23 protein-coding genes are annotated in these 22,000 nt (G+C 67.0%); 17 read left to right on the forward strand and 6 right to left on the reverse strand.

What is annotated here, in order from left to right; all coding sequences use genetic code 11:
* Positions 1-43 precede the first annotated feature (43 nt).
* Positions 44-1,696, forward strand: a complete 1,653-nt coding sequence (locus EGT29_RS02370) for a thiamine pyrophosphate-dependent enzyme (protein ID WP_161567667.1) — start codon at positions 44-46, stop codon at positions 1,694-1,696.
* A 65-nt stretch (positions 1,697-1,761) separates the two neighbouring features.
* Positions 1,762-3,102, forward strand: a complete 1,341-nt coding sequence (locus EGT29_RS02375; RefSeq protein WP_161567668.1) for an NAD(P)/FAD-dependent oxidoreductase — start codon at positions 1,762-1,764, stop codon at positions 3,100-3,102.
* Between the two features lie 6 nt (positions 3,103-3,108).
* On the opposite strand, the gene EGT29_RS02380 is transcribed toward EGT29_RS02375, so the two are convergent.
* Entirely contained in the window at positions 3,109-4,014 is a 906-nt protein-coding gene (locus EGT29_RS02380; protein ID WP_161567669.1) for a LysR family transcriptional regulator, read from the reverse strand.
* Between the two features lie 122 nt (positions 4,015-4,136).
* Here EGT29_RS02380 and EGT29_RS02385 point away from each other — a divergent pair, with 122 nt between their 5' ends.
* Together EGT29_RS02385 and EGT29_RS02390 are read left to right on the forward strand one after the other, a co-directional pair.
* Positions 4,137-4,952: an alpha/beta fold hydrolase gene (locus EGT29_RS02385; RefSeq protein ID WP_124687530.1), complete on the forward strand. Its 816-nt coding sequence runs from the start codon at positions 4,137-4,139 to the stop codon at positions 4,950-4,952.
* 35 nt (positions 4,953-4,987) lie between these two features.
* The gene (locus EGT29_RS02390) at positions 4,988-5,992 is read left to right on the forward strand and encodes a tripartite tricarboxylate transporter substrate binding protein (RefSeq protein ID WP_124687531.1); all 1,005 of its coding nucleotides are present in this window, start codon (positions 4,988-4,990) and stop codon (positions 5,990-5,992) included.
* A 16-nt stretch (positions 5,993-6,008) separates the two neighbouring features.
* Here EGT29_RS02390 and EGT29_RS02395 read toward each other — a convergent pair whose 3' ends face one another.
* The 3 genes from EGT29_RS02395 to kynB all read right to left on the reverse strand — a co-directional run bounded on the left by EGT29_RS02395 (position 6,009) and on the right by kynB (position 8,866).
* Complete coding sequence (locus EGT29_RS02395) at positions 6,009-7,199, reverse strand: amino acid aminotransferase (RefSeq protein WP_124687532.1); 1,191 nt, start codon at positions 7,197-7,199, stop codon at positions 6,009-6,011.
* 141 nt (positions 7,200-7,340) lie between these two features.
* Positions 7,341-8,195, reverse strand: coding sequence for a tryptophan 2,3-dioxygenase (gene kynA, locus EGT29_RS02400; protein WP_124687533.1), 855 nt, complete (start codon positions 8,193-8,195; stop codon positions 7,341-7,343).
* Between the two features lie 44 nt (positions 8,196-8,239).
* Positions 8,240-8,866 (reverse strand): arylformamidase, encoded by a 627-nt coding sequence (gene kynB, locus EGT29_RS02405; protein ID WP_124687534.1) that lies wholly within the window; start codon positions 8,864-8,866, stop codon positions 8,240-8,242.
* Between the two features lie 131 nt (positions 8,867-8,997).
* Between kynB and EGT29_RS02410 the strand changes: the two genes are divergently transcribed.
* On the forward strand, positions 8,998-9,471 hold the full coding sequence (locus EGT29_RS02410; RefSeq protein WP_087838498.1) for an Lrp/AsnC family transcriptional regulator: 474 nt from the start codon (positions 8,998-9,000) through the stop codon (positions 9,469-9,471).
* 6 nt (positions 9,472-9,477) lie between these two features.
* Here the strand turns inward: EGT29_RS02410 and EGT29_RS02415 are convergent, their stop codons facing one another.
* Positions 9,478-9,855 (reverse strand): RidA family protein, encoded by a 378-nt coding sequence (locus tag EGT29_RS02415; protein WP_087779920.1) that lies wholly within the window; start codon positions 9,853-9,855, stop codon positions 9,478-9,480.
* Between the two features lie 182 nt (positions 9,856-10,037).
* Between EGT29_RS02415 and EGT29_RS02420 the strand changes: the two genes are divergently transcribed.
* The 9 genes from EGT29_RS02420 (at position 10,038) to EGT29_RS02460 (ending at position 18,507) form a co-directional block, all read left to right on the forward strand.
* On the forward strand, positions 10,038-11,024 hold the full coding sequence (locus EGT29_RS02420) for a 2Fe-2S iron-sulfur cluster-binding protein (RefSeq protein ID WP_124687535.1): 987 nt from the start codon (positions 10,038-10,040) through the stop codon (positions 11,022-11,024).
* 62 nt (positions 11,025-11,086) lie between these two features.
* Complete coding sequence (locus EGT29_RS02425; RefSeq protein WP_124687536.1) at positions 11,087-12,337, forward strand: Rieske 2Fe-2S domain-containing protein; 1,251 nt, start codon at positions 11,087-11,089, stop codon at positions 12,335-12,337.
* Between the two features lie 11 nt (positions 12,338-12,348).
* On the forward strand, positions 12,349-12,834 hold the full coding sequence (locus EGT29_RS02430; RefSeq protein WP_124687537.1) for an aromatic-ring-hydroxylating dioxygenase subunit beta: 486 nt from the start codon (positions 12,349-12,351) through the stop codon (positions 12,832-12,834).
* 12 nt (positions 12,835-12,846) lie between these two features.
* Entirely contained in the window at positions 12,847-13,155 is a 309-nt protein-coding gene (locus tag EGT29_RS02435; RefSeq protein ID WP_124687538.1) for a non-heme iron oxygenase ferredoxin subunit, read from the forward strand.
* Positions 13,156-13,304: 149 nt separating this feature from the next.
* Positions 13,305-14,273, forward strand: a complete 969-nt coding sequence (locus tag EGT29_RS02440) for a tripartite tricarboxylate transporter substrate binding protein (RefSeq protein WP_161567670.1) — start codon at positions 13,305-13,307, stop codon at positions 14,271-14,273.
* 84 nt (positions 14,274-14,357) lie between these two features.
* Entirely contained in the window at positions 14,358-14,816 is a 459-nt protein-coding gene (locus EGT29_RS02445; protein WP_161567671.1) for a CoxG family protein, read from the forward strand.
* Positions 14,817-14,820: 4 nt separating this feature from the next.
* Positions 14,821-15,690: a xanthine dehydrogenase family protein subunit M gene (locus EGT29_RS02450; RefSeq protein WP_124687541.1), complete on the forward strand. Its 870-nt coding sequence runs from the start codon at positions 14,821-14,823 to the stop codon at positions 15,688-15,690.
* A 28-nt stretch (positions 15,691-15,718) separates the two neighbouring features.
* Entirely contained in the window at positions 15,719-16,189 is a 471-nt protein-coding gene (locus tag EGT29_RS02455; protein WP_124687542.1) for a (2Fe-2S)-binding protein, read from the forward strand.
* 14 nt (positions 16,190-16,203) lie between these two features.
* A complete protein-coding gene (locus EGT29_RS02460; protein WP_202865581.1) occupies positions 16,204-18,507 on the forward strand; it encodes a xanthine dehydrogenase family protein molybdopterin-binding subunit in 2,304 nt (767 codons plus the stop codon).
* A gap of 43 nt (positions 18,508-18,550) precedes the next feature.
* Here the strand turns inward: EGT29_RS02460 and EGT29_RS02465 are convergent, their stop codons facing one another.
* Complete coding sequence (locus EGT29_RS02465) at positions 18,551-19,006, reverse strand: RidA family protein (protein ID WP_124687543.1); 456 nt, start codon at positions 19,004-19,006, stop codon at positions 18,551-18,553.
* A gap of 156 nt (positions 19,007-19,162) precedes the next feature.
* Here EGT29_RS02465 and EGT29_RS02470 point away from each other — a divergent pair, with 156 nt between their 5' ends.
* The 3 genes from EGT29_RS02470 (at position 19,163) to EGT29_RS02480 (ending at position 22,000) form a co-directional block, all read left to right on the forward strand.
* On the forward strand, positions 19,163-20,116 hold the full coding sequence (locus EGT29_RS02470) for a LysR family transcriptional regulator (RefSeq protein WP_341432534.1): 954 nt from the start codon (positions 19,163-19,165) through the stop codon (positions 20,114-20,116).
* 80 nt (positions 20,117-20,196) lie between these two features.
* On the forward strand, positions 20,197-20,964 hold the full coding sequence (locus tag EGT29_RS02475) for a hypothetical protein (protein WP_124687544.1): 768 nt from the start codon (positions 20,197-20,199) through the stop codon (positions 20,962-20,964).
* 43 nt (positions 20,965-21,007) lie between these two features.
* On the forward strand, positions 21,008-22,000 hold the full coding sequence (locus EGT29_RS02480; RefSeq protein WP_124687545.1) for a tripartite tricarboxylate transporter substrate binding protein: 993 nt from the start codon (positions 21,008-21,010) through the stop codon (positions 21,998-22,000).

Here is a 22,000-nt window from a genome sequence, read left to right on the forward strand (position 1 = left end):
GTTTCGGCACGATCCGCCCGCTTGCGGGCGGATCCCAGATTCCATGATTCCTCTACCTTCCGCACGCACCGGCGCCGCCATCCTGGCCGACACTCTCCATGGATTCGGCGTGCGCCATGTCCTGCACATTCCCGGCGAAGGCATCCTCGAGATCGTCGATGCGCTGGCCGATCGCCACGCCGACGTGCGCCTGACGTCCTTCCGCCACGAGGCCGGCATGGCCTATGCCGCGCAGGCGCTGGGCCGGGTGGCCGACATGCCCGGCGTGTGCCTGGCCGCCCGGGCCCCGGGGGCTCTGAATACCCTGCTGGCCGTGCACACGGCCGAGACCGACGCCGCTCCCATGCTGCTGATCGTGGGCCAGGCGGACGCCCGCCAGGCCGGCCGCGATCCGCTGGGGGGGCAGGACCTGGGCGAGGTGTTCCGGCCGGTGGCCAAGTCCGTGCTGTACGCCGGCGAGGCCGCGCGCCTGCCCGAGGTGCTGGCGCGCGCCTGGCGCGATGCGATGTCGGGGCGCAGGGGGCCGGTGGTGGTGATCGTGCCCGAGGACGCCATGCACCAGGAGGCCCGCGTCCCGGACCTGCCGCCGCCGACGCCCGTCCATCCCGCGCCCGCCGCGCCCGACATGGAGCAGTTGCGGACGCTGTGCGCGGCCGCGCGCCGGCCCTTGCTGCTGCTGGGCGGCTCCGGCTGGGACGACGCGTCGCTCGACCGCGTGGCCGCGTTCGCCGCCCGCGCCGGCTGGCCCGTGGCGACCGCCTATCGCCGTGCGGACCTGATCGATCATGCCGATCCGCACTTCGTAGGCGAGACCGGCATAGGCATCGCGCCGGCCCTGGCCGAGGGCTTCGCGCAGGCCGATCTGGTCCTGGCGGTGAACATCCGGCTGGGCGAAATCAACACCTTCGGAGCCGGAGGCTTCGGCGGCTTCAAGCTGCTGGAGGCGCCGCTGCCCAGCCAGACGCTGGTGCACGTACATGCCGAGGCCGGTGAACTGAACCGGGTCTTCCAGGCCGACCTGGCCATCCAGGCAGGAGCCCGGGAGTTCGCCGTCGCGCTGGACGGCCTGCCTGTTCCTGCGTTATCCGATGGCGCATGGCTGTCGGAGCTGCGCGCCGCACGCCAGCAATTCGTGGGAACGGGCGCCTGCGATGCCCCGCTGGACCTGCGCAAGGCCGTCGAGCTGTTGCGCGCGGACATGCCGGCGGGCACCGCCGTGACGGTGGGGGCTGGGGCCTACGCCGTCTGGCTGCACCGCTATTTCGCGCTGCGGCGCGGCGACGTGCTGCTGGGACCCAAGAGCGGCGCCATGGGCTATGGACTGCCCGCGGCGGTGGGCGTGGCGCTGGCCGATCCTTCGCGCCGGGTGGTGGCCGTGGCCGGCGACGGCTGCTTCCTGATGCATGCCGAGGAACTGGCGACCGCCGTCCAGGAAGGACTGAAGATCCTGGTCGTGGTCGTGAACAACGCGGGCTACGGCGCCATACGCGGCAGCCAGATGCGGCTGTTCGGCCGTGCCATCGGGACCGACCTGCGCAATCCCTCCTTCGCCGACTATGCGCGGGCCTTCGGCGCCCATGCCGAGCGGGTCGAGACGACCGACGGTTTCCTGCCCGCGCTGGAACGGGCCCGCGCGGCAACCGGGCCGGCGCTGATCGAGCTCGTCCTGCCGGCGTCCGTGGGCAAGCCGGCATGAGCGCGCCCGCCCGAAGGGCGCGCTCCCTCGGGGAGGATGTCGCGCAGCGACAGGAGGATAGTCCAGTGAGCGCGCAAGGTATGGAGGACTGCCGGTCCGTGATCGTGGTCGGGGCCGGCATCGCCGGGCTGACCGCCGCGTACCGCCTGCGGGAACAGGGCTTTCGCGTGCGGGTGCTGGAGGCCGCCAGCCAGCCGGGCGGGCGTGTGGCGCAGGGACGAGAGGGCCCGATTCCGTACAACACAGGCGCCCGTCTGCTGTATCCCTTCGGCCGGGAACTGCAGGCCCTGATCGACGAGCTGGGCCTGCGCGAGGGCCTGGTGCCCCTGAAGAACCTGGGTGCGGACTGCAGGACCGCGGACGGCACCTACCGCGTGGACCTGATGCCCGGCTTCGCCGCGATGAATACGCCGGGCCTGGGTTGGCGCGACAAGCTGGGACTGCTGCGAGCCGGACTGCACCTGGCCTGGCTGCGCGGCCGCGCGGACCCGGACCATGCCGTTTCGGCGCTGGCCTACGACGACGAGACGCTGGCCGGCTACATCCGGCGCACCGCCGGCAGCCGCGTGCTGGAGCGGCTGGTCGAGCCTGTCTTCCGAGGCACGCGCAGCTGGAATCCCGAGGATATCTCGGCGTCGTTCTACCTCAGCACCACGCCGGGACTGCTGGGCCACGACACCGTGTACGTCCCCCGGGGCGGGATGGGCACGCTGACGGCCGCGCTGGCGGACCGGCTCGGCATCGAGTGCGGAACCGTGGCGACGGCCATCGTCCGGGCGGACGACGGCCCCTGCACGGTGCGATACCGCAAGGACGGCGTGCAGGGCGAGGCCACCGCCGACATCGTCGTCTGCGCGACGCAGGGAACCTACGCGCGGCCGCTGGTGGCCGGGCAGTCGGGCGCCGAGCGCCAACTGCTGGACGCGGTGCGCTACAACAGCCTGGGTATCGTCCACTACGCGCTGCGCGGCCCGTTGCCGCCGGCGCTGGAGTTTTCGCTGCGCAGCCGGCCCACGCGCATCGCCACCTGGCAGCAGATGGCCGCGCCGCCCGATGCCGGCGAGGCCGACGCCATTCTTTACTGCCAGCTCACCCCGGAGGCCGTGGCGGAAGCCGAGCGGCTGGGATGCACCGACGACGTGGACCGCCTGCTGCGCGACGAGATACGCGCGCGCTTGCCGGGCTTCGACCGGCGCCTGGTCTACCGCTTCAATCAGTGGATCGCCTGCAAGCTGCCGGTCTTCTACCCAGGCTATGGCCGCAAGGTGGCGAGCTTCCTGGCATGGCAGTCGGCGCAGCGCCGCAGCGTCTATTACTGCGGCGACTACCTGTCGCAATCGCTGGTGAATGGCGCCTGCCGCAGCGGCGCCGAGGCGGCCGCCGCCATCGCGCGGCATTGGCGCTAAGGCACGCTAGGCGGTGCCGGCGGGCAGCCGCACCGCCTCGTCGCGCAGCAGGGCCAGGAAATACTCCGCCGCCGGCGTTGCCGGGATCTCCTGATTCCAGACGGCGACCAGGTCGCGCTGCAGGCACAGTTCCGGCAGGGGCAGCACCGCGAGATCCGGATAGTGGCGCAACACGGATTCCGGCAGCAGCGTCAGGAAGCGGCCCTTGCGCAGCAGTTCCGCGGTGCACGGAATCGAGACCCCCTGCACCGTGGCCGTGGGCGCCGGCTGCTCCAGCTGCTTGAACAGGGCGACCAGATGCGGCCGGAGCACGCCGTTCTGCGGCGGCAGCACCCAGGGATAGTCCCGCAGGCGCGGCAGGCTTGACCGCCCCGGCAGGTCCAACAGGGGATGGTCGTGCGCCAGGGCGACATGGAAGGGATCGGCCATCAGCCGGCAATGGGTCAGCGCCGCCGGCAGCTCCAGGTTGGTGAGCATGGTTACCGCCATGTCCAGGCGCCCCTCGCGCACGCCCATGACCAGCGGGTGGTACAGCCCTTCTTCCACGAAGACCTGCATGCCCGGGCGCTCGCCGTACAGCCTGAGCAGCGTGCGCGGCAGCAGCGAGGCCGACGCCCCGGCGCCGCAGCCCACGCGCACGACGCCGATGTGCGCGCTCTTGAGCGCGTCCAGTTCTTCCTGCGCCGCGGTGAACTGCATGTCGATCGCCCGCACGTAGGGCAGCAGCGTATGCGCATAGACCGTGGGTGCCACGCCCCAGGCATGGCGGGTGAACAGCGCCATGCCCAGCGACTGTTCGAGCTGGCGCAGGCTCTTGCTCAGGGCGGGCTGTGACATGCCGAGCGCCCGGCCGGCCTTGCCCAGCGACCGGTGTTCGTACACCGCGAGAAAATGCCGCAGCTTGGTGTCCATGAACGGCCCATATCCATTGGTTATGAGTGAGGTAGCCCAAAGCCATCTAGCAGGCCGCTCCCAGGCATGCATAGAATGGGCTTCCACCGGCATTTCTCATCTTTTCCAGGGCGGCGACACCCATGCATCAAGGATATCAGCTCACCTCCGGCTTACCCCGCATCGCCTACGAATCGCACGGCCAGGGCGCGCCCGTCGTGTTCGTGCACGGCGTGGGCGGCAACCTGGACAACTGGCGCGACCAGCTGGAGCACTTCGGCCGCGATCACCGCGCCGTGGCGCTGGACCTGCGCGGCTACGGCCATAGCGACGACATTCCCGGCGCCCTGGATTTCCACGATTTCGCCGCCGACGTGCTGGCGGTCATGGACACGCTGGGACTGGCGCGCGCGCCGCTGGTGGGGCTGTCCATGGGGGGGCTGGTGATCCAGTCCGTCTATGCGCGCGCCCCCGAGCGGGTCAGCGCCCTGGTGCTCGCGGCCTGCCGGCCGGCCGATGCCCCGGTGGCCCATGGCGAACAGTTCGCCCGCGACCGCCTGGCGCCGCTGGAGTCCGAGCGGCCCCAGCAGGCGCTGGCCGACAGCCTGCTGCCCAAGCTGATGGGGCCCGCCACCGCGCCCGACGTCGTGGCCCGGCTGCGCGACAGCCTGCTGCGCCTGCGGCTGGACCAGTACCGCCAGATCGTGCCGGTGCGCACGCAGCTGCCGCCTTACCTGGCGCTTGCCGACATCCGCGTGCCCACGCTGGTGCTGGGCGGGCGGCAGGACCAGCTCGCGCCGGTCGAGCAGATGCAGGCCATCGCCCGCGCCATCGCCGGCAGCGAGCTGGACATCTTCGAGGACTGCGGCCATTTCCTGAACATCGAGCAGGCCCCGGCCTTCAACGTCCGCCTGCGCGCATTCCTGGATGCCGTGGCCGAGCGCGCACCATCCGCCTGAACCCGCCGTCCCACTCCCGGACCTGGAGCCTTCCCATGTTCATCGCAAGACCGCTTTTCGCTGGCATGTCGTCATTGCTCGCCGCCTTGGCCACCTTGTGGCTGGCGGCCGTCGCGCCCACGGCGGCGCATGCGCAGGCCCGGTATCCGGAGCGGCCGGTCAAGCTGCTGGTGCCCTATCCGCCCGGCGGCGCCATGGACCTGGTGGGGCGCATCCTGGCCAAGGACTTCTCCGAGCGCACGGGCCAGCCCATGGTGGTCGAGAACAAGCCCGGGGCCGCCACGATCATTGCCGCCACCGCCCTGGCCGGGGCCGCGCCGGATGGCTACACGCTGATGCTGGCGCCCAATTCCACGCTGACCATCATTCCCCAGCTCTACGCCAAGCTGCCGTTCGACGTGAAGAGCCTGGAAGCGGTGGCGCTGGTGGGGACCAACCAGATGGTGTTTTCCACGAGCAGCGGCAGCGGCCTGAACGACCTGGCGGCGCTGGTGGGCAAGGCGCGCGGGACGCCCAAGAGCGTTTCATACGGTTCGTTCGGCAATGGCAACATCACCCACCTGTTGGGGGAGCTGCTCAACCAGTCGGCGGGCATCGCCATGCTGCACGTTCCCTACCAGGGCGCGGCACCGGCCATGAGCAGCCTGCTGGGCGGCAACATCACGGCCACCTTCGACACCGTCACCAATGTGGCGCCCCAGGTGCAGGCGGGCAAGCTGCGCGCGCTGGCCGTTACCGGCCGCCAGCGCAGTCCGCTGCTGCCCGACACGCCCACCTTCGCCGAAAGCGGCTATCCGGCCCTGGCGGCCGTGGACAGCTGGATCGGCCTGCTCGCGCCCGCGGGCATGGACGCCCGGACAAGGACCAGGCTGGACGCGCATCTGGACCACATCCTGCGCGATCCGGCCTTCGTCAGGCAGTTGAACGAGCGCGGCTTCGACGTGCCCGTCGTCGATGCCGCGATGCTGGCCCGGCGGGTCGAGGAAGAGCGCGGCCTGTATCGCCAGGTCATCGACAAGGCGAACATCCGGCTCGATTGAGCCGCGCCAGCCCGGATCAGGCCAGGACCTTGGCCATGGACGCGGCCACGTAGTCCAGGTTGGCCTCGAACAGTCCGGCCACGCACATGCGGCCGGACTGGATGAGGTAGACGCCGAACTCGTCGCGCAGCCGGTCGACCTGCGCCGGGTTCAGGCCGGTGTAGCTGAACATGCCCCGCTGGTTGACGAAGTAGTCCACGTCCAGGTCCGGGCGCAGGGCGTGCAGGCGGTCTCGCAGGCCCTTGCGCATGGCATGGATGCGCGTGCGCATCTGCGCCACTTCCCCTTTCCATTCCTCGCGCAGTGCGGGGTCGTTCAGCAGGGCGCTGACCACGCGGCTGCCGAACAGCGCCGGGCTGGAGTAGTTCTTGCGGACCGTGGCCTGGAGCTGGCCCAGCACGCGGCCGGCCTCGTCGGCGGTCGGGCAGACCACCGACAGCCCGCCCACGCGTTCGCCGTACAGCGACATGTTCTTCGAGAACGAATTGCCCACCAGCATGGCGATGCCGCGGTCGGCCGTCTCGCGCACGACCCAGGCGTCCTCTTCCAGGCCGTCGCCGAAGCCCTGGTAGGCCATGTCGAAGAACGGGATGGCGTTGCGGGCGACCAGCACGTCGATGATCTTGAGCCACTGCTCGCGCGACGGGTCGATGCCCGTCGGGTTGTGGCAGCAGGGCTGGAGCAGCACGATGCTGCGCTCGGGCAGCGTCTCGAACGTGGCCAGCATCTCGTCGAAGCGGATGCCGTTGGTGGCCGCGTCGTAATACGGGAAGGCATGCATGGGGAAACCCGCGCCGCCCAGGATGTTGTAGTGGTTCTCCCAGGTGGGATCGCTGATCCAGATCTCGCTGCCGGGGAAATGCGCCTTCAGGAAATCGGCGCCCACCTTGAGCGCGCCCGAACCGCCCAGGGTATGGATGGTCGCCACCCGGCCCTCGGCCACGGCGCGGTGTCCGGCGCCCAGCACGGTTTCCTGGATTGCCTTGCGGTACTGGGCATCGCCTTCCATCGGCAGGTAGACCGCGGGCACCGAGGTGTCGATGCGGTCGCGGGCCTGGCTCACGCTGCCGAGCACCGGCACATTGCCGGCGCCGTCATAGTAGAAGCCGATGCTGAGGTTGACCTTGTGCTCGCGCGGGTCTTTCAGGAAGGTCTGCACCAGCGACAGGATGGGGTCGCCGGCATAGCGGGGAACGTGCTCGAACATGGGAACGATTTTCCTTGGAACTATCGATCGATTATAGAGCGGCGCTTTTCAAGCGCCGCTCTACCCAGGGCACAGCGGATCCGGCTCCGCCGGTCCGCCAGTGCCGCCCCCTGGGGGGCGCGCGTCAGCGCGTAGGGGGGGTTACAAATTTGTTCTCATCTGCCAGAGCTCGGGAAAGAGCACGACCTCCAGCATCTTGCGCAGGTAGCTGACGCCGGCCGTGCCGCCGGTTCCGCGCTTGAAGCCGATCACGCGTTCCACCGTCGTCACGTGGCGAAAGCGCCATTGGCGGAAGGCGTCCTCCAGGTCCACGAGCTTTTCCGCCAGCGCGTACAGGTCCCAGCAGGCATCCGGGTCGGCGTACACCTTCAGCCAGGCGGCCTCGACCGAGGCGTCGTATTGCGTGGGCAGGGTCCAGTCCCGCGCGAGGCGCTCCGGCGCGATGGCGAAGCCGCGCCGGGCCATCAGCATCAGGCTTTCGTCGTACAGCGAAGGCGCCGCCAGCGCGGCTTCCACCAGCGCCTTGCGCTCGGGGTGATGGGCATGCGGCGCCACCATCGCGGCGTTCTTGTTGCCCAGCACGAATTCGATCTGCCGGTACTGGAAGGACTGGAAGCCCGACGAACTGCCCAGGTAGGGACGGAACTTGGTGTATTCCGAAGGCGTCATGGTCGACAGCACCGTCCAGGCATGGACCAACTGCTCCATGATGCGCGAGACGCGCGCCAGCATCTTCAGGGCCGGCTCCACCTCGCTGCGCTGGATGCAGGCGCGGGCCGCGAACAGCTCGTGCAGCATCAGCTTCATCCACAGCTCGCTGGTCTGGTGCTGGATGATGAACAGCATCTCGTTGTGGTCGGGCGACAGCGGATGCTGGGCGCCCAGCAACTGGTCTAGGCCGAGGTAGTCGCCATAGCTCATGGATTTGGAGAAATCCATCTGCGCGTTGTGCCACGCGGAGGGGGATGCGTCGCTGTCTTGCCGGGAGGCAGTCATGGAAGAACGTCCTGGACGATGGGTCGTTGAAACGGAGAGAGTGGTCAGCGCAGCGGCCGCAACACCGCGCGCACGGGACTCGCGTCCAGCGTCGCGAAGCGCAGCGGCAGGGCAATCAGTTCGTAGTCGCCTTCGGGGGCCTGGTCCAGCACCAGGCCTTCGAGAATGGCCATGCCCGCGGCGTGCACCGCGCGGTGCGCGTCCATGGTCTTGGATTCCTGGGGATCGATGGAAGGCGTGTCGATGCCCACCAGCCGCACGCCGTGCCGCGCCAGCAGCGCGATGGCGGCGGGCGCGATCGCGCAGAAGGCGCTGTCCCAGCGCTCGACCGGATTGCGCGCGTAGGTGCGCAGCAGGACACGCGGCGGCACGTCCGCCAGGGCGTGTTCGATATGGCGCGGTTCCACCAGCGGACCGGCATCCAGGCAGTGGATGACGCGGGCCGGGCCGAGATAGATGTCGAGCGGGACGGCGCCGATGGGCATGCCATCGCGCGCGTAGTGCAGCGGCGCATCGGCATGGGCGCCGGTGTGCGGCGACAGCGTGACGCGGCCCACGTTGACCGGACAGGCGCCTTCCATGCGCCAGACCTCGGCCTGCTGGAAGGGTGTGTCGCCCGGCCAGACCGGAGTGGCGGGGGAAAGCGGGGGGCTGATGTCGATCAGGGACATGGCGTGGCGGGATAGGATCAGGTGAAATCTTATCGAAGCGGCCATCGAATGTGCTGGCATTTTCGATGGTTCGTGGTGGTTGAATTCGAATAAAATTCGAAAATCAAAGAATTTGGCGAAATTCCATGCGAATAAAGCTCGACCGCCTCGACATGCGCATCGTCGAGTGCCTGCAGCGCGACGGCCGCATCAGCAACCAGGATCTGGCGGCCCAGGTCTCGCTGTCGCCGTCGGCCTGCCTGCGGCGGGTCAAACTGCTGGAAGAGGCCGGCATCATCCAGGGCTACAGCTGCGTGCTGGACTACGCCAAGCTGGGCCTGGAGGTCGAGGCCGTGGTGCACGTGTCCATGCGCCACGAGGTGGAGGGATGGCACGAGGCCTTCGTGGCCGCCATCAAGGACTGGCCGGAGGTGCTGTCCGCCCGCATCGTCACGGGCGGGGCCAACTACATGCTGGTGGTGCGGGCGCGGGACGTCAGCCACTACTCCGACTTCATCGTCAATCGCCTGTATCGCGCGCCCGGCGTGCGCGACATCGAATCCAACATCGTGCTGGGCTACATCAAGCGCTCGGCCTCGCCCTTCGAGGTGCTGGACCGGGAATGAGTCCCGCTACTTGTTGACCACTCCGAACGCCACGATCTCCACCTTCATGCCCGGCACGACCAGGGCGGCGACGGCCGCGCTGGAGCGGCTGGGGTAGGGCGCGGTGAAGAACTCGCGGTAGACGGCGTCGATGGCCTTCATGTCGTTGACGTCTGTCATGTAGATCAGCACCTGCGTAACGTCGTCCAGCGTGCCGCCGGCGGCTTCCACCGCCGATTGCAGGTTGCGGAAGGTCAGGCGGGCCTGGTCCTCGATCGGACCGGTGTCGATGCTGCCGTCCTTGCGCACCGGCCCTTGCGAGGTGAACAGGATCCCGCCGCTGCGCACCGCCCAGGAAAAAGGCTGGCCCACATCGGGCAGGCCGACGTCGATGACTTCTTTCATGCTGTTGCTCGCTGTCTGACGGAAAGCGCAGATGCTCCCATGAAGATCGCCGCGGCACAATCGAGTCCGGCCTTGGTCTCGCAATATAGTTCTGGACGATATCGGTAATTGACCAGTTTCTATATTCAGTGCCGAACCGCATTCCTATACTGCGCTCAGTCCAATGACTTCAGGGCCCAGCGATGGAATTGCTTGTCCAGCCACACGGCCGAATGCTGCAGGTGTCCGCCGGAGCCAATCTTCTGAATGTGCTGCGCGAGCATGAGGTACCCGTATCGTACAGCTGCATGGCGGGACGCTGCGGAACCTGCCGATGCCGTGTCCTCGACGGCGAGGTCCACGAAGCGGGCCGAGAGATCAAGCTGACCAATCCGCTGGAAAGCGCCTACGTGCTGGCGTGCCGCAGCACGATGATCGGCGATTGCACCATCGAGATTCCCGAGCCGGACGAGGTCGTGGTGCATCCGGCACGGGTGTTCAAGGCCAGGGTCGCGAACGTCGAACGTCTCACCCAGGATGTCGTGCGGCTGAGGCTCAAGGCCAACAGGGCCTGGAGCCATAGCCCCGGCCAGTACGCCATGCTGCAATTCGCGCCTGACCTCATCCGGCCCTACTCGATGGCCGGGCTGTGTGGCGACGAGTTGATCGAGTTCCATATTCGCCTCGTTCCGGGAGGCCGGGCCAGCGAACACGTCGGCGGCAGCCTGAAGGCCGGCGACGAAGTCCGCGTCTCGGGACCCATGGGCACCGCGTACCTGCGCACCCGCCACGAAGGACCCATGTTGTGCGTGGCGGGAGGGACCGGACTGGCGCCTGTCCTGTCTGTCGTCCGTGGCGCCTTGCAGGCCGGCATGCGCAATCCCATCCACCTGTATTTCGGCGTGCGCACGCGTGCCGATGCCTATGGACTTGCCTGGCTGGACGAACTGGCGGACCGCCACGACGGGTTGCGCGTCCACCTGGTCGTGGCCGCGGGATCGGCGGACGCCGGACATCGCAGCGGGCTGGTGACCCATGCCGTGGCTGCCGACTGGAGCGGGCTCGGCGGTTGGCGCGTCTATCTGTGCGGGGCGCCGCCCATGGTGGAAGCGGGGACCTTCCTGGCCCGCCGGCTGGGGGCCGACCCCGAACACATACACGCGGACGCTTTCTATACCGCCGGCACCTGAGGCGGCAGGCGCTCACGCGCCGACCCGGGTCTTTGTTGAGTCTTCAATAAGGAAAAGCAGCCATGCAGGACCATTCCCTCATCCCGGCCGCCATCGAGTGGCCCACCGCCGACGCGACCCGCGTTCCGTTCGAGGTCTTTACCGACCCCGAGCTCTACGCACGCGAGCAGCAGGTGCTGTTTCGCGGGCCGACCTGGAATTTTGTCGCCCTTGATATCGAAATCCCGGATCCGGGCGACTACAAGACCTCGTTCGTCGGCGATACGCCGGTACTCGTGACCCGCGACCAGGATGGCACGGTCCATTGCATGGTCAACCGCTGTGCGCATCGCGGCTCGGCACTCAAGTTCGACGGTAGCGGCAATACCCAGGACCTGACCTGTGTCTATCACAACTGGCGCTACGATCTTGCCGGCAATCTCCAGAGCGTCGCGTTCCAGCATGGCGTGCGCCAGGTGGGCGGCATGCCGCCCGATTTCGACCTGGCCCGCCACAACCTGAGACGGGCCCGGGTCGAGGTCTTCCATGGTCTCGTCTTCGCGACCTTCTCGGACGAGACCCCCCCGCTGCGCGAGTACCTGGGCGAGCGCATGGCCTCGCATATCGCGCGTGTCCTGAACCGGCCGATCCGCATTCTGGGAACCTATTCGCAAACCTTGCACAGCAACTGGAAGCTGTACATGGAGAACGTGAAGGATTCCTACCATGCCAGCCTGCTGCACACTTTTTTCTCGACGTTCAAGCTGAACCGGTTGTCGATGCAGGGTGGTGTCCTGGTCGACGGCGGCGGCGCGCATCACCTGAGCTGGTCGCGCCGGGGAACCGATACGGCGGCGGGGACCGAGTACGAAAAGGCGGGCGAGCTGCGCGCCCAGCTCGATGATTTCACGCTTGCCGATCCGACCCTGATCAAGTCGTGGCTGGAGTACGACGACGGAATCACACATTCGATCCAGTCCATCTTCCCCTGCTTCGTGCTGCAACAGATACAGAACTCGTTGGCGGTCCGGCTGCTGGTGCCGCGTTCGGTCGACGAGTCGGAGTTGTTCTGGATCGTCTTCGGCTATGCGGACGATACGCCGGAGCAGTACGACATGCGTTTGCGGCAAAGCAACCTGATCGGGCCGGCGGGGCTGGTGTCCATGGAGGACGGGATCATCGGCAACTTCATCCAGCGCAGCGTGCATCGCGAACAGGGCCGGAGCGCGATATTGGAGATGGGAGGCAAGGAGGTCGAGGACCAGCAGTCGCGTGTGAGCGAGGCGGGGGTTCGCGGATTCTGGCAGGCCTATCGGGCCCGCATGGATATTTGAGGAACGAGGCGATGAACCAAGCATTGGTCAATCCGGAACTGGTGAACCGCGTGGAGCGGCTGCAGGCCGACTATGTGGACTGTATCGACGACGAGCGCTATGCCGACTGGCCGGGCTTCTTCCTGGAAGAGTGCCTGTACACCATCATCTCGCGCGACAACGCGCGGCGCGGGCTGCCCTTCGGTTTTCTCTGGTGCGAGAACCGGCGCATGCTGCGCGACCGAATCGCCTCCATGAAGAACGCGAACATCTATGAACCGCACACGTATCGCCACGTGCTCGGACGGACCTCGGTAAGGCCGGCGGAGGCGGGCGGCTGGCGAGCCCGCACCAGCTACATGCTGGCGCGAGTCATGCATGACGGCGGGATGGATCTGTTCAGTACGGGCGCTTACGAGGATTGGATCGTGGAAGACGAAGGAACGTTGCGGTTTCGGGAGAAACGGGTGGTCACCGACTCCGGCCGGATCGACGCGCTGATCGTCATTCCCTTCTGAAAGGGGCTAGCCATGACATGGCATCCCGTTGCCAGGGCGGCCGACATCGGTCCCGACGAGGCCTTGCCGGTCGAGGCCGGCGGCCGGGCGATCGCGCTGATCGCCATCGACGGCCGGATATGCGCCGTCGACGACGTCTGTACCCATGAGTTCGCCATGCTTTCCGACGGACTGGTCGAGGACGGATGCATCGAGTGCCCGCTGCACCAGGCCCGCTTTCGGATCGACACCGGTGCACGGGTCTCAGGCCCGGAGTGCGCCGGCCTGAGCGTCTACGAAACCAAGGTGGACGCAGGGACGGTTTACGTCAAGACGGGATAGGCGACAGCCGTCATCCCCCAGCAGGAGTGAGACACCCAGAAAGCAGTTCCGGCAGCCGCAGCGCATCGCCGATGCGTCGGTTCGCCCATTTCGTCCGGCCGTGGTTGCCGTCGCACCGCTGCCGTTCCTCTTTCTCAGGGAGTACGAAGATGATTCGACGTTTCATTCTGAAGTTCGCAGCAGCCTTTCTTGCTCTGTTCGCAGCCGGTGGAGCGGCCTGTGCCGACGACTATCCCAGCCGGCCCATCACCTTGGTCGCGCCATTCCCGCCCGGCGGCGCGCTCGACCTGATTGCGCGGGCATTGGCCCAGAAGCTGCAGGAGCAATGGGGCCAGACCGTGGTGGTCGACAACCGCTCGGGGGCTGCCGGGATCATCGGCACGACCCAGGTGGCCCGATCGGCGCCGGACGGCTACACCATCCTGCTTGGCGCGACGACGACGCACGGCATCAACCCCAGTCTCTACAAGTCGTTGCAATATGACGCGGTGGCCGATTTCGAACCGGTTTCGCTGGTCGCGACCATTCCGCACCTGCTCGTGGTCAATCCCGGCCTGCCCGTGCATACGTTCGGCGATTTCGTCAAGCTGGCCAAGGAGAAAACGCTACCCTTCGGTTCCGCGGGTATCGGTTCTCCCCATCATCTCGCCGGCGAGATGCTGAAATCCCAATTGCATCTCAATCTCCAGCATATTCCCTACAAGGGATCGGCTCCCGCCATGACGGCGGTGATGTCGGGAGAAACGGCCTTCATGTCGGTCGAGGTCACCGCCGCGTCGCAGTACATCAAGGCCGGCAAGATGCGGCCCATCGCCGTTGCCGCCGCCAAGCGCCTGCCCACGATCGATGTTCCGACCTTCGCGGAAGTCGGCCTGCCCGGATTCGAGGTGACGGCCTGGTACGCGATCTTCGCGCCCAAGGGAACGCCGCGTCCCATCGTCGACAAACTCAGCCAGGCGCTGGCCAAGGCCGTGCATGCCAAGGACGTGCAGACCCGCTTCGCCTCGCTCGACGCAACGCCGGTCGGCAGCACCCCGGACGAGCTGCGCCGCTACGTCGATTCCGAGATCAAGCGATGGGCACAGGCCGTCAAGGCGGCCAACGTGAGCATGGATTGATTTCCCGGTAGCCAACCTTCCCCGCGGCCTGCGTCGTCCTGGCAAGGGACGCGCGGGCCGGGGGAATTTTTCCCATGGATGAACATGAAACTGGAAGAACGACATACCCTTGCCCGCTCGCGTGAGGAGGTCTGGGGGGCGCTGAACGATCCGGACGTGCTGAGAGCCGCGATCCCGGGGTGCGAACAGATCGAACTGGGCGAAGACGGCGCCTACCGCCTGGCGATGAAGGTGGCGGTCGGGCCGGTCAAGGCCCGTTTCTCGGGAACGTTGTCGCTGCTGAACGTCCAGGCGCCGGAGTCCTATACCTTGTTGTTCGAGGGGTCGGGCGGCGTGATGGGGTTCGGCAAGGGGAGCGTCGACGTCAGGCTGGAAGAACCCGCGGCCGATTGCACGGTGCTGGGATATCGCGCCCATGCCCAGGTCGGAGGCCGGATCGCGCAGGTGGGCGCGAGGTTGGTGGAGGGGGTCGCGGCAAAGATGGCGGCCGAGTTCTTTGCGCGCTTCGAGCAACAGCTGACCTCAAACGATAGGGGGGCCTGATCTCATGAAATTCTGCGATTTCGAATACGTGTCGCCTGGCAGCGTGGAAGAGGCCATCGGCTTGCTGGCCGCGAATCCGGGCGAGGCCAAGCTCATCGCCGGCGGCCAGAGCCTGCTGCCTACCATGGCCTATCGATTGGCCCGTCCCTCGATGCTGGTGGATCTCAGGCATCTGGACTCGTTGCGCGGGATAACGGTCGGCCCCGAGGGCGTGCGCCTGGGCGCGTTGACGCGGTGGCGCGACATCGAGGCCGATGGTCGCCTGGCGGCGGCGCATCCGCTGCTGCAGGAGGCCGTTCGCCATGTGGCCCATTACCAGATCCGCAACCGGGGCACGGTGGGCGGCAGTCTTGCGCATGGCGACCCGGCGTCGGAGTTTCCCGGCGTGGCGGTTTGCTGCGGGGCGACGATCGAGGTGAGGGGCGAGGCCGGCAGCAGGGAGATTCCTGCCGGGGCGTTCCATGTCGGGCCGCTCAGCACGGTGCTGGCCGATGACGAACTGATACTTGCCATCCGCTTTCCGCCGTGGCAGCCGGACGCACGATGGGCCTTCAGGGAGTTCTCCCTGCGCGACGGGGATTTCGCGCTTGCCGGCGTGATGCTGTGCTACCGGATGGAAGAGGGGGTGATGCATGCACCCAGGATCGGAGTCATCGGGGCCTGCGCGCAGCCCATGCGATTGCCAGGCGTGGAAGCCTGTCTGGATGGGCGAGAGCCGGGTGCCCGAGTCTTCCAGGAGGCGGCGCGCCTGGCGGCGTTGGAAGTAGAGCCTCCGGATGACCTGCACGCCGATGCCGGCTACCGGCGGGCGCTGCTGGGCACGCTGACGTTACGGGCACTGCACGACGCGGCACGGCGTGCTGTGCCCGCGTGACCGTCGTCTGAACGAGGAGCATCACCACATGAACATCGAATTCACGCTGAATGGCCAGCTCACGGCGGTCGAGGTGCCGGCACGGACTTCGTTGTCGGACTGCCTGCGCCACGATCTGCGCAAGACCGGCACGCACGTCGCGTGCGAGCACGGCGTCTGCGGTGCCTGCACCGTGATCGTCGACGGCGACGCCGTGCGGTCGTGCCTGATGCTGGCCGTCCAGGCGGACGGCTGCCAGGTCACCACGGTCGAGGGCATGACGCCGGTAACCGGCCTGTCCGCCTTGCAGGAGTCGTTTCACCGCCACCATGCCCTGCAGTGCGGGTTCTGTACGCCGGGGTTCCTGACGACGGCCCATGCGCTGCTGAGCGCGGAGCCCGAGGCCAGCCGCGACCGGATCCGCGAAGTGCTGTCGGGCAACCTTTGCCGCTGCACGGGCTACGTGAACATCGTCGAGGCGGTCTACGACGCGCGCCGCGCGTATCAGGAAAACCGATGAGGGAGGACTGGGACATGACGAGCATGGAATCGGGAAAGCTGGTGGGGTCCTACATTCCCCGCGTCGAGGACTACAGGCTGTTGTCGGGGACCGGCTGTTTCGTCGACGACGTGCATCTGCCGGGCATGCTCCATGCCGCGATCCTGCGAAGCCCCGTTGCGCATGGCCGGCTGAAATCCGTCGATACCGCCGAAGCGTCGGCCATGCCGGGGGTGCACGCGGTCTATACGCATGTGGACGTCCAGGCGGCGCTGGAAGGCGGGGGCGTACCGAAGATGCCGCTGCGGCTGTCGCCGATACCCGAGCACGAACCGTTCGAACAGAGGGTGGTTGCCTGGGACAAGATTCGCTACGTGGGCGAGCCCCTGGCCATCGTCGTGGCCGACAGCGCCGCGCTGGCCGAGGACGCCGCGGAACGGATCGTGGCCGACATAGAAGAACTACCCGTGGTACCCGACTGCGCGGCATCGATACGCGGGGATGTCTTGCTGTTCGAGTCCGAGGGATCGAACGTGCCGGTGACCTACACCGCGCAGAAAGGCGATGCCCGGTTGGTGACGGGCGCTTATGCGCGGCGTGCGCGGTTCTCCACCCAGCGCCACAGCGCCGTGACCATGGAGGCGCGCGGGCTGGTCGCCTCCTGGGACGGCGAGCGGCGCCACATGACCGTCTACGGCGCGGCCAAGGTGCCGTTCGCGACGCGGCGCACGCTGGCCTCGACGCTGGGGCTGCCGGCCGAATCGGTGGACATGATAGAGGTCGATGTGGGTGGGGGATTCGGCGTGCGCGGGGAGTTTTATCCCGAGGATTTCCTGGTTCCGTTCGCCTCCATGCGGCTGGGCAGGCCGATCAAATGGATAGAGGACCGCCTGGAAAACCTCCTCGGCTCCAACCATTCGCGCCAGATGGAGTGCGAGCTCGAGATCGTCTGCGAGCGCGATGGGCGCATACTCGCACTGCGGGGCACGATCCTGACCGACTCCGGCGCCTATATGCGATCGAGCGGCGCGGTGCCGCCACGCAACGTCGCGCAGTTCCTGTCGGGCCCCTATGACATTCCGCATGTCCATATAGAGTCCTCGGCCTGCCTGACCAACAAGGGGCCGGTTGGCACCTACCGGGGGCCGGGCCGGTTCGAGGCGGACTACTTTCGCGAGCGGCTCATGGACATCGCCGCCGAGGAGATGGGGATCGACCAGGTCGAGTTCCGCCGTATGAACCTGGTGCGATCCAACCAGATGCCCTATCCCCTGGCGACGCTGGATAAACCGTGCAAGCCGGAGAACCTGGACAGCGGCGACTATGCCATCGCGCTGGAACGTTGCCTCAAGGACTTCGGCTGGGAGGAAAAGCGGAGCAAACAGGGGTGCCTGATCGACGGCGTGTACCACGGCGCCGCCGTGACGTGCTTCATCGAAGGAGGCGGAGGCGGCATACGCGAATGCGCCAGGCTCGAACTCGAGGCCGACGCGTCGGTGACGATCTACGTCGGTTCGACCAACCTGGGGCAAGGCCTCCTGACGATCCTGACACAGATCGCGGCCGACGAACTCGAGATGCCCATGCATCGCATTCGCGTCCTGCATGGATCGACGATCTACCTGCCCCAGGGCTTCGGGTCGTTCCACTCCCGGTCGACGGCACTGGGTGGCTCGGCGGTGCTGCTGGGTGCGCGCAAGCTGCGCCAGGCGATCATCGACCGGTGTGCGGACCGGTTCGGATGTCCATCCGACCAGATCCGGATCGGCCCCGGGCTCGAGGTGGTCGCGGCCGGTGCCAAGATTGGCCCCGAGGAACTCGGAAAGATGGAGATCAAGGTGGACTCCGAGTTCGCCAGCCATGATCACACCTATGCGTACGGCGCGGCAGGGGCCTACGTGACCGTCGATCCGGACACGGGCAAGGTGACGCTGCTGGATTACTTCGGTGTCGAGGACATCGGCCGCATCATCAATCCGCTGACCGCCAAGGGGCAGGCGATAGGCGGTATCGCCCAGGGGCTGGGAGGCGTGTTCCTGGAACATCTGGCCTATGACGAGACCTGCCAGTTCCAGGCTGGAACGTTCGCTGACTACATGACGCCGACAGCCACCGATTTTCCGGTGATCCGCGCCATCGAACTGGAGAACTCACCGACGCCGCACAATCCGCTGGGTGCCAAGGGCTGCGGCGAAGGGGGCATCGTTCCGGTGGGCGCCGTGGTGGCCAACGCGGTGGCCAGTGCGTTGCGAGGACTCGGTGTGCGGCCTGATTCACTGCCGCTGACGCCCGTACGGATCTGGAGGATGATCCAGGAAAGCCGCCAGGGGCCTGGTTGAGGGCCGGCCCCAGCGGCCCCCGCTTTGCGGGGCCGCTGGGGGGCTAGCGGACGGCAACCACCGCCTCGATCTCGCAGGGGATGCCGTTGGGCAGCGAGTTGGCGCCCGCGGCCGTGCGCGCGTGGGTGCCGCGTTCGCCGAACACTTCGATGAACAGGTCGGAGCAGCCGTCGACGACCTTGAAGTGATCGACATAGTCCGCCGTCGCATTGACCAAGCCGAAGACTTTGATGATGTCGTCGACGCGGTCTAGGTCGCCCAGCGTATCTTTCATGGCGGCGATCAGCAGCAGGCCGACGTGGCGGGCGTGCTGGTAGCCTTCTTCCTGGGTCATGTCGGCGCCCAGCTTGCCTCGGGGCCGTACGCCGTCGTAGAGCGGGCCCTTGCCGGACATGAACATCAGGTTGCCGTGTCGCTTGGCGTGGACGAAGGTGCCGATGGTCTTGCCGATGGGCGGCAGCGTGAGGCCAAGTTCTTGCAGGCGGGTTTCTATGGACACGGAGAAGCTCCTTGGAGACGGTGCGGCCAAAGCGGTATGGCCTTCATGGAAAGCCGGGCCGGCAGGATGGCCGTGCAGCTCCTGAAAAGCTTGCCCGACTGCGATGCTGCGGGCAAAGTATAGAAATGGGGGATGTGGACTGGATATAGCATCCCGTTGATTCCCGATATCGACGAAACCTATATTGCTTCTATGAATCTCGAGGAAATCGATCTCAATCTGCTGGTGGTGTTCAATCACCTGTTGGTCGAGAAGCGGGTGTCCGCGGTGGCCAGGAAGCTGGGGCTCACGCAACCCACGGTCAGTGGTTCCCTGAACCGGTTGCGCAAGCTGCTGAACGACGAGTTGTTCGTGCGTACCGCGAAAGGGATGGAGCCGACCGCCTTCGCATTGCATATCGCGGAGCCCATCGCCTATTCGCTCAGCACCATCCAGCAGACGTTGAGCGAGCAGGAAAAGTTCGACCCCGCGCGCAGCAGCCGCCGGTTCACGATCTGGCTCAACGACATCGGCGAGATCAATTTTCTGCCCCAACTGATGCATGTTTTCCGGCGGCTGGCCCCGGGCGTCTCGATCAGCACGCTGCGCAGTCCCGTCGGAAGTCTGCAGGAGGCCATGGAGAGCGGCGAGGTCGACGTGGCGATGGGGCTGCTGCCGCAATTGAAGGCCGGGTATTTTCAGCGCCGCCTGTTCAAGCAACGCTACGTCTGCATGTTCCGCCGCGGGCATGTCCTGGACAAGGGAGCGATCTCGCTGGATGAGTTCTGCGCGGCCGAACACTTGCTCATCATGCCGCCTTCATCCGGACATGCGCAGGTCAACGAGTCGATCGAGCGGCGAGGCTATCGGCGCACCGTACGGCTGGTTGTGCCGCACTACGTGCCGGTGGGGCATATTCTTTCGCAGGGACACGACCTGATCGCAACGGTGCCCGAGAGCTATGCCCGCCAGTGCGTCGAACCGTTCGGCATGGCCTACGTGGACCATCCCCTGGATCTGCCGGAAATCGATATCAACGTGTTCTGGCACGCGAAACTTCATCGCGATTCGGCCAACAAGTGGTTGCGGACGGTCATTTTCGAGACCTTTTCCGACAAACCCGCCGCGTGATACCCCCCATCAACCAAAGTTAATTGTCGCGGTGGCGCCGCCTGCAGATAATTTCTTCGACTCTGGAACGAAGGAAGGTCATGAGCGACGTGGTACGCGAGTATGGCAACGGTGCAGTGATGGGCGTGGCGGTTCCGCAGGCGAACCCCGTGGTCGAGCCCGAGCTGGCGGCGTTGCTGCCTGCCGGATTCTCGATGCTCGTTACCCGCCTGCAGGGCAGCCGCACGGATTCGCGCCAGCGGCTGATCGATTACCTGGCCAATCTGCCGGCCAGCCTCGATACCTACGACAGCGCCAAACTGGACGTGCTGGGCTATGCCTGCACCGGCAGCTCGTACCTGGTGGGCGCGGATGAAGAGCGGCGCGCGCTGGACGCCGCGTCGGCGCGCTTCGGCTACCCCATCATTTCCTCGGCGCAGGCGCTGCGCCGGGCCCTGGACCACCTGGGCGCGAGGCGGGTCGCTCTTTTCGCGCCTTATCCGCCGTTCCTGGTCGAGGCCAGCAAGCGCTATTGGGAAGCCGTGGGCCTCGACATCGCCGACTGCGCCTCGGTGTCGCTGGATACCAGCGACACGCGCGACATCTACGGCATCACGACTCCCCTGGTGATGTCTTCGTTCAGCCGGCTGCGCTGGCAGGACGCCGACGCCATCATGTTCACCGGAACCGGCATGCCCACGCTCAGGGCCCTGGTCGAAGTCTCGTCCATGACCGGCAAGCCTGTCCTGTCTTCCAATCTGTGCCTGGCCTGGGCCATGGTAAGGGAGGCCGGCGGCGCGGCCTACCTGCCCCCCGAGCGCGTGGGCGAGCCGCTCTACGGCGGGTGGGCCGCCCGCATTCCCGTCTAGTTTTCCCGGCGCGGCGGCGACCGCGCAACTTCAGGAGAATCGCATGAACGCTTCCAGACAAGCGTGGCATCGTCACGCCCGAATCCTGCTGGCCTGGACCCTGTCCGTGGCCGCGTTGTCCGCGGCCTGGGCGGCGGACTATCCCAGCCGTCCGGTCACGCTGATCGTGCCGTTCGCGGCGGGGGGGCCCACCGATGTCACCGCCCGCATCTTCGCGCGGGCCATCGCCCCGGAGCTGGGCCAGACCGTCGTGGTGGACAACCGGCCCGGCGCCGGCGGCACCCTGGGGGGCGGGCAGGCGGCGCGTGCGGCGGCCGACGGCTACACGCTGCTGTGGGGCGGCACCAGCACGCTGGCGGTCGCGCCAGCGCTGTATGCCTCGCTGCCCTACGACCCGCTGGCGTCGTTCCAGCCGGTCAGCCGGGCCGTGCGCGGACCGCTGGTGCTGGCGGTCAACAGCAAGCTGCCCGTGCGCACGGTCGCGGACCTCGTGGCCTTGGCCAAGGCCAGGCCCGGCAGGCTGAGCTTCGGCTCCGCGGGCGTGGGATCGATCATCCACCTGACCGGCGAGCTGTTCAAGGCGCGTGCCGGCATCGACCTGATCCATGTCCCCTACAAGGGCAACGCGCAGGTGCTGACGGATCTGACCGGCGATCACCTGGACATGGCGTTCATCGCCCTGGGCCACATGCTGCCTCACATGCACGACGGCGGCTTGCGCCCGATCGCCATTTCCAGCCTGGAGCGCAATCCGCTGGTCCCCGATCTGCCGACCCTGGCCGAAAGCGGCTATGCCGGGTTCGAGTCGCTCGAATGGTTCGGGCTGGTGGCTCCCAAGGGCATTCCCGCCGACGTGCTGGCCAGGCTGAACAGCGCATTCCGCCACGCCAGCCAGCATCCGTCGGTGCGGGCGGAAATCGCCAAGCTCGGCTACATGCCCGTGGACGAGACGCCGGAGCAGTTTTCGGCGGCGGTGGTGGCCGAAGGCAGGAAGTGGAAGCAGGTAGTGACGGATGCCAAGGTTTTGGTGGAGTGA

Origin of the sequence: Pigmentiphaga sp. H8 (assembly GCF_003854895.1) — a bacterium.
Taxonomy (GTDB): domain Bacteria; phylum Pseudomonadota; class Gammaproteobacteria; order Burkholderiales; family Burkholderiaceae_B; genus Pigmentiphaga.

Bases quoted from the DNA above. Each gene is read 5' to 3' on its own strand.
- EGT29_RS02370 (WP_161567667.1), top strand. From the start codon at position 44: ATGATTCCTCTACCTTCCGCACGCACCGGCGCCGCCATCCTGGCCGAC.
- EGT29_RS02380 (WP_161567669.1), bottom strand. From the start codon at position 4,014: ATGGACACCAAGCTGCGGCATTTTCTCGCGGTGTACGAACACCGGTCG.
- EGT29_RS02385 (WP_124687530.1), top strand. From the start codon at position 4,137: ATGCATCAAGGATATCAGCTCACCTCCGGCTTACCCCGCATCGCCTAC.
- EGT29_RS02390 (WP_124687531.1), top strand. From the start codon at position 4,988: ATGTTCATCGCAAGACCGCTTTTCGCTGGCATGTCGTCATTGCTCGCC.
- EGT29_RS02395 (WP_124687532.1), bottom strand. From the start codon at position 7,199: ATGTTCGAGCACGTTCCCCGCTATGCCGGCGACCCCATCCTGTCGCTG.
- kynA (WP_124687533.1), bottom strand. From the start codon at position 8,195: ATGACTGCCTCCCGGCAAGACAGCGACGCATCCCCCTCCGCGTGGCAC.
- kynB (WP_124687534.1), bottom strand. From the start codon at position 8,866: ATGTCCCTGATCGACATCAGCCCCCCGCTTTCCCCCGCCACTCCGGTC.
- EGT29_RS02415 (WP_087779920.1), bottom strand. From the start codon at position 9,855: ATGAAAGAAGTCATCGACGTCGGCCTGCCCGATGTGGGCCAGCCTTTT.
- EGT29_RS02420 (WP_124687535.1), top strand. From the start codon at position 10,038: ATGGAATTGCTTGTCCAGCCACACGGCCGAATGCTGCAGGTGTCCGCC.
- EGT29_RS02425 (WP_124687536.1), top strand. From the start codon at position 11,087: ATGCAGGACCATTCCCTCATCCCGGCCGCCATCGAGTGGCCCACCGCC.
- EGT29_RS02430 (WP_124687537.1), top strand. From the start codon at position 12,349: ATGAACCAAGCATTGGTCAATCCGGAACTGGTGAACCGCGTGGAGCGG.
- EGT29_RS02435 (WP_124687538.1), top strand. From the start codon at position 12,847: ATGACATGGCATCCCGTTGCCAGGGCGGCCGACATCGGTCCCGACGAG.
- EGT29_RS02440 (WP_161567670.1), top strand. From the start codon at position 13,305: ATGATTCGACGTTTCATTCTGAAGTTCGCAGCAGCCTTTCTTGCTCTG.
- EGT29_RS02445 (WP_161567671.1), top strand. From the start codon at position 14,358: ATGAAACTGGAAGAACGACATACCCTTGCCCGCTCGCGTGAGGAGGTC.
- EGT29_RS02450 (WP_124687541.1), top strand. From the start codon at position 14,821: ATGAAATTCTGCGATTTCGAATACGTGTCGCCTGGCAGCGTGGAAGAG.
- EGT29_RS02455 (WP_124687542.1), top strand. From the start codon at position 15,719: ATGAACATCGAATTCACGCTGAATGGCCAGCTCACGGCGGTCGAGGTG.
- EGT29_RS02460 (WP_202865581.1), top strand. From the start codon at position 16,204: ATGACGAGCATGGAATCGGGAAAGCTGGTGGGGTCCTACATTCCCCGC.
- EGT29_RS02475 (WP_124687544.1), top strand. From the start codon at position 20,197: ATGAGCGACGTGGTACGCGAGTATGGCAACGGTGCAGTGATGGGCGTG.
- EGT29_RS02480 (WP_124687545.1), top strand. From the start codon at position 21,008: ATGAACGCTTCCAGACAAGCGTGGCATCGTCACGCCCGAATCCTGCTG.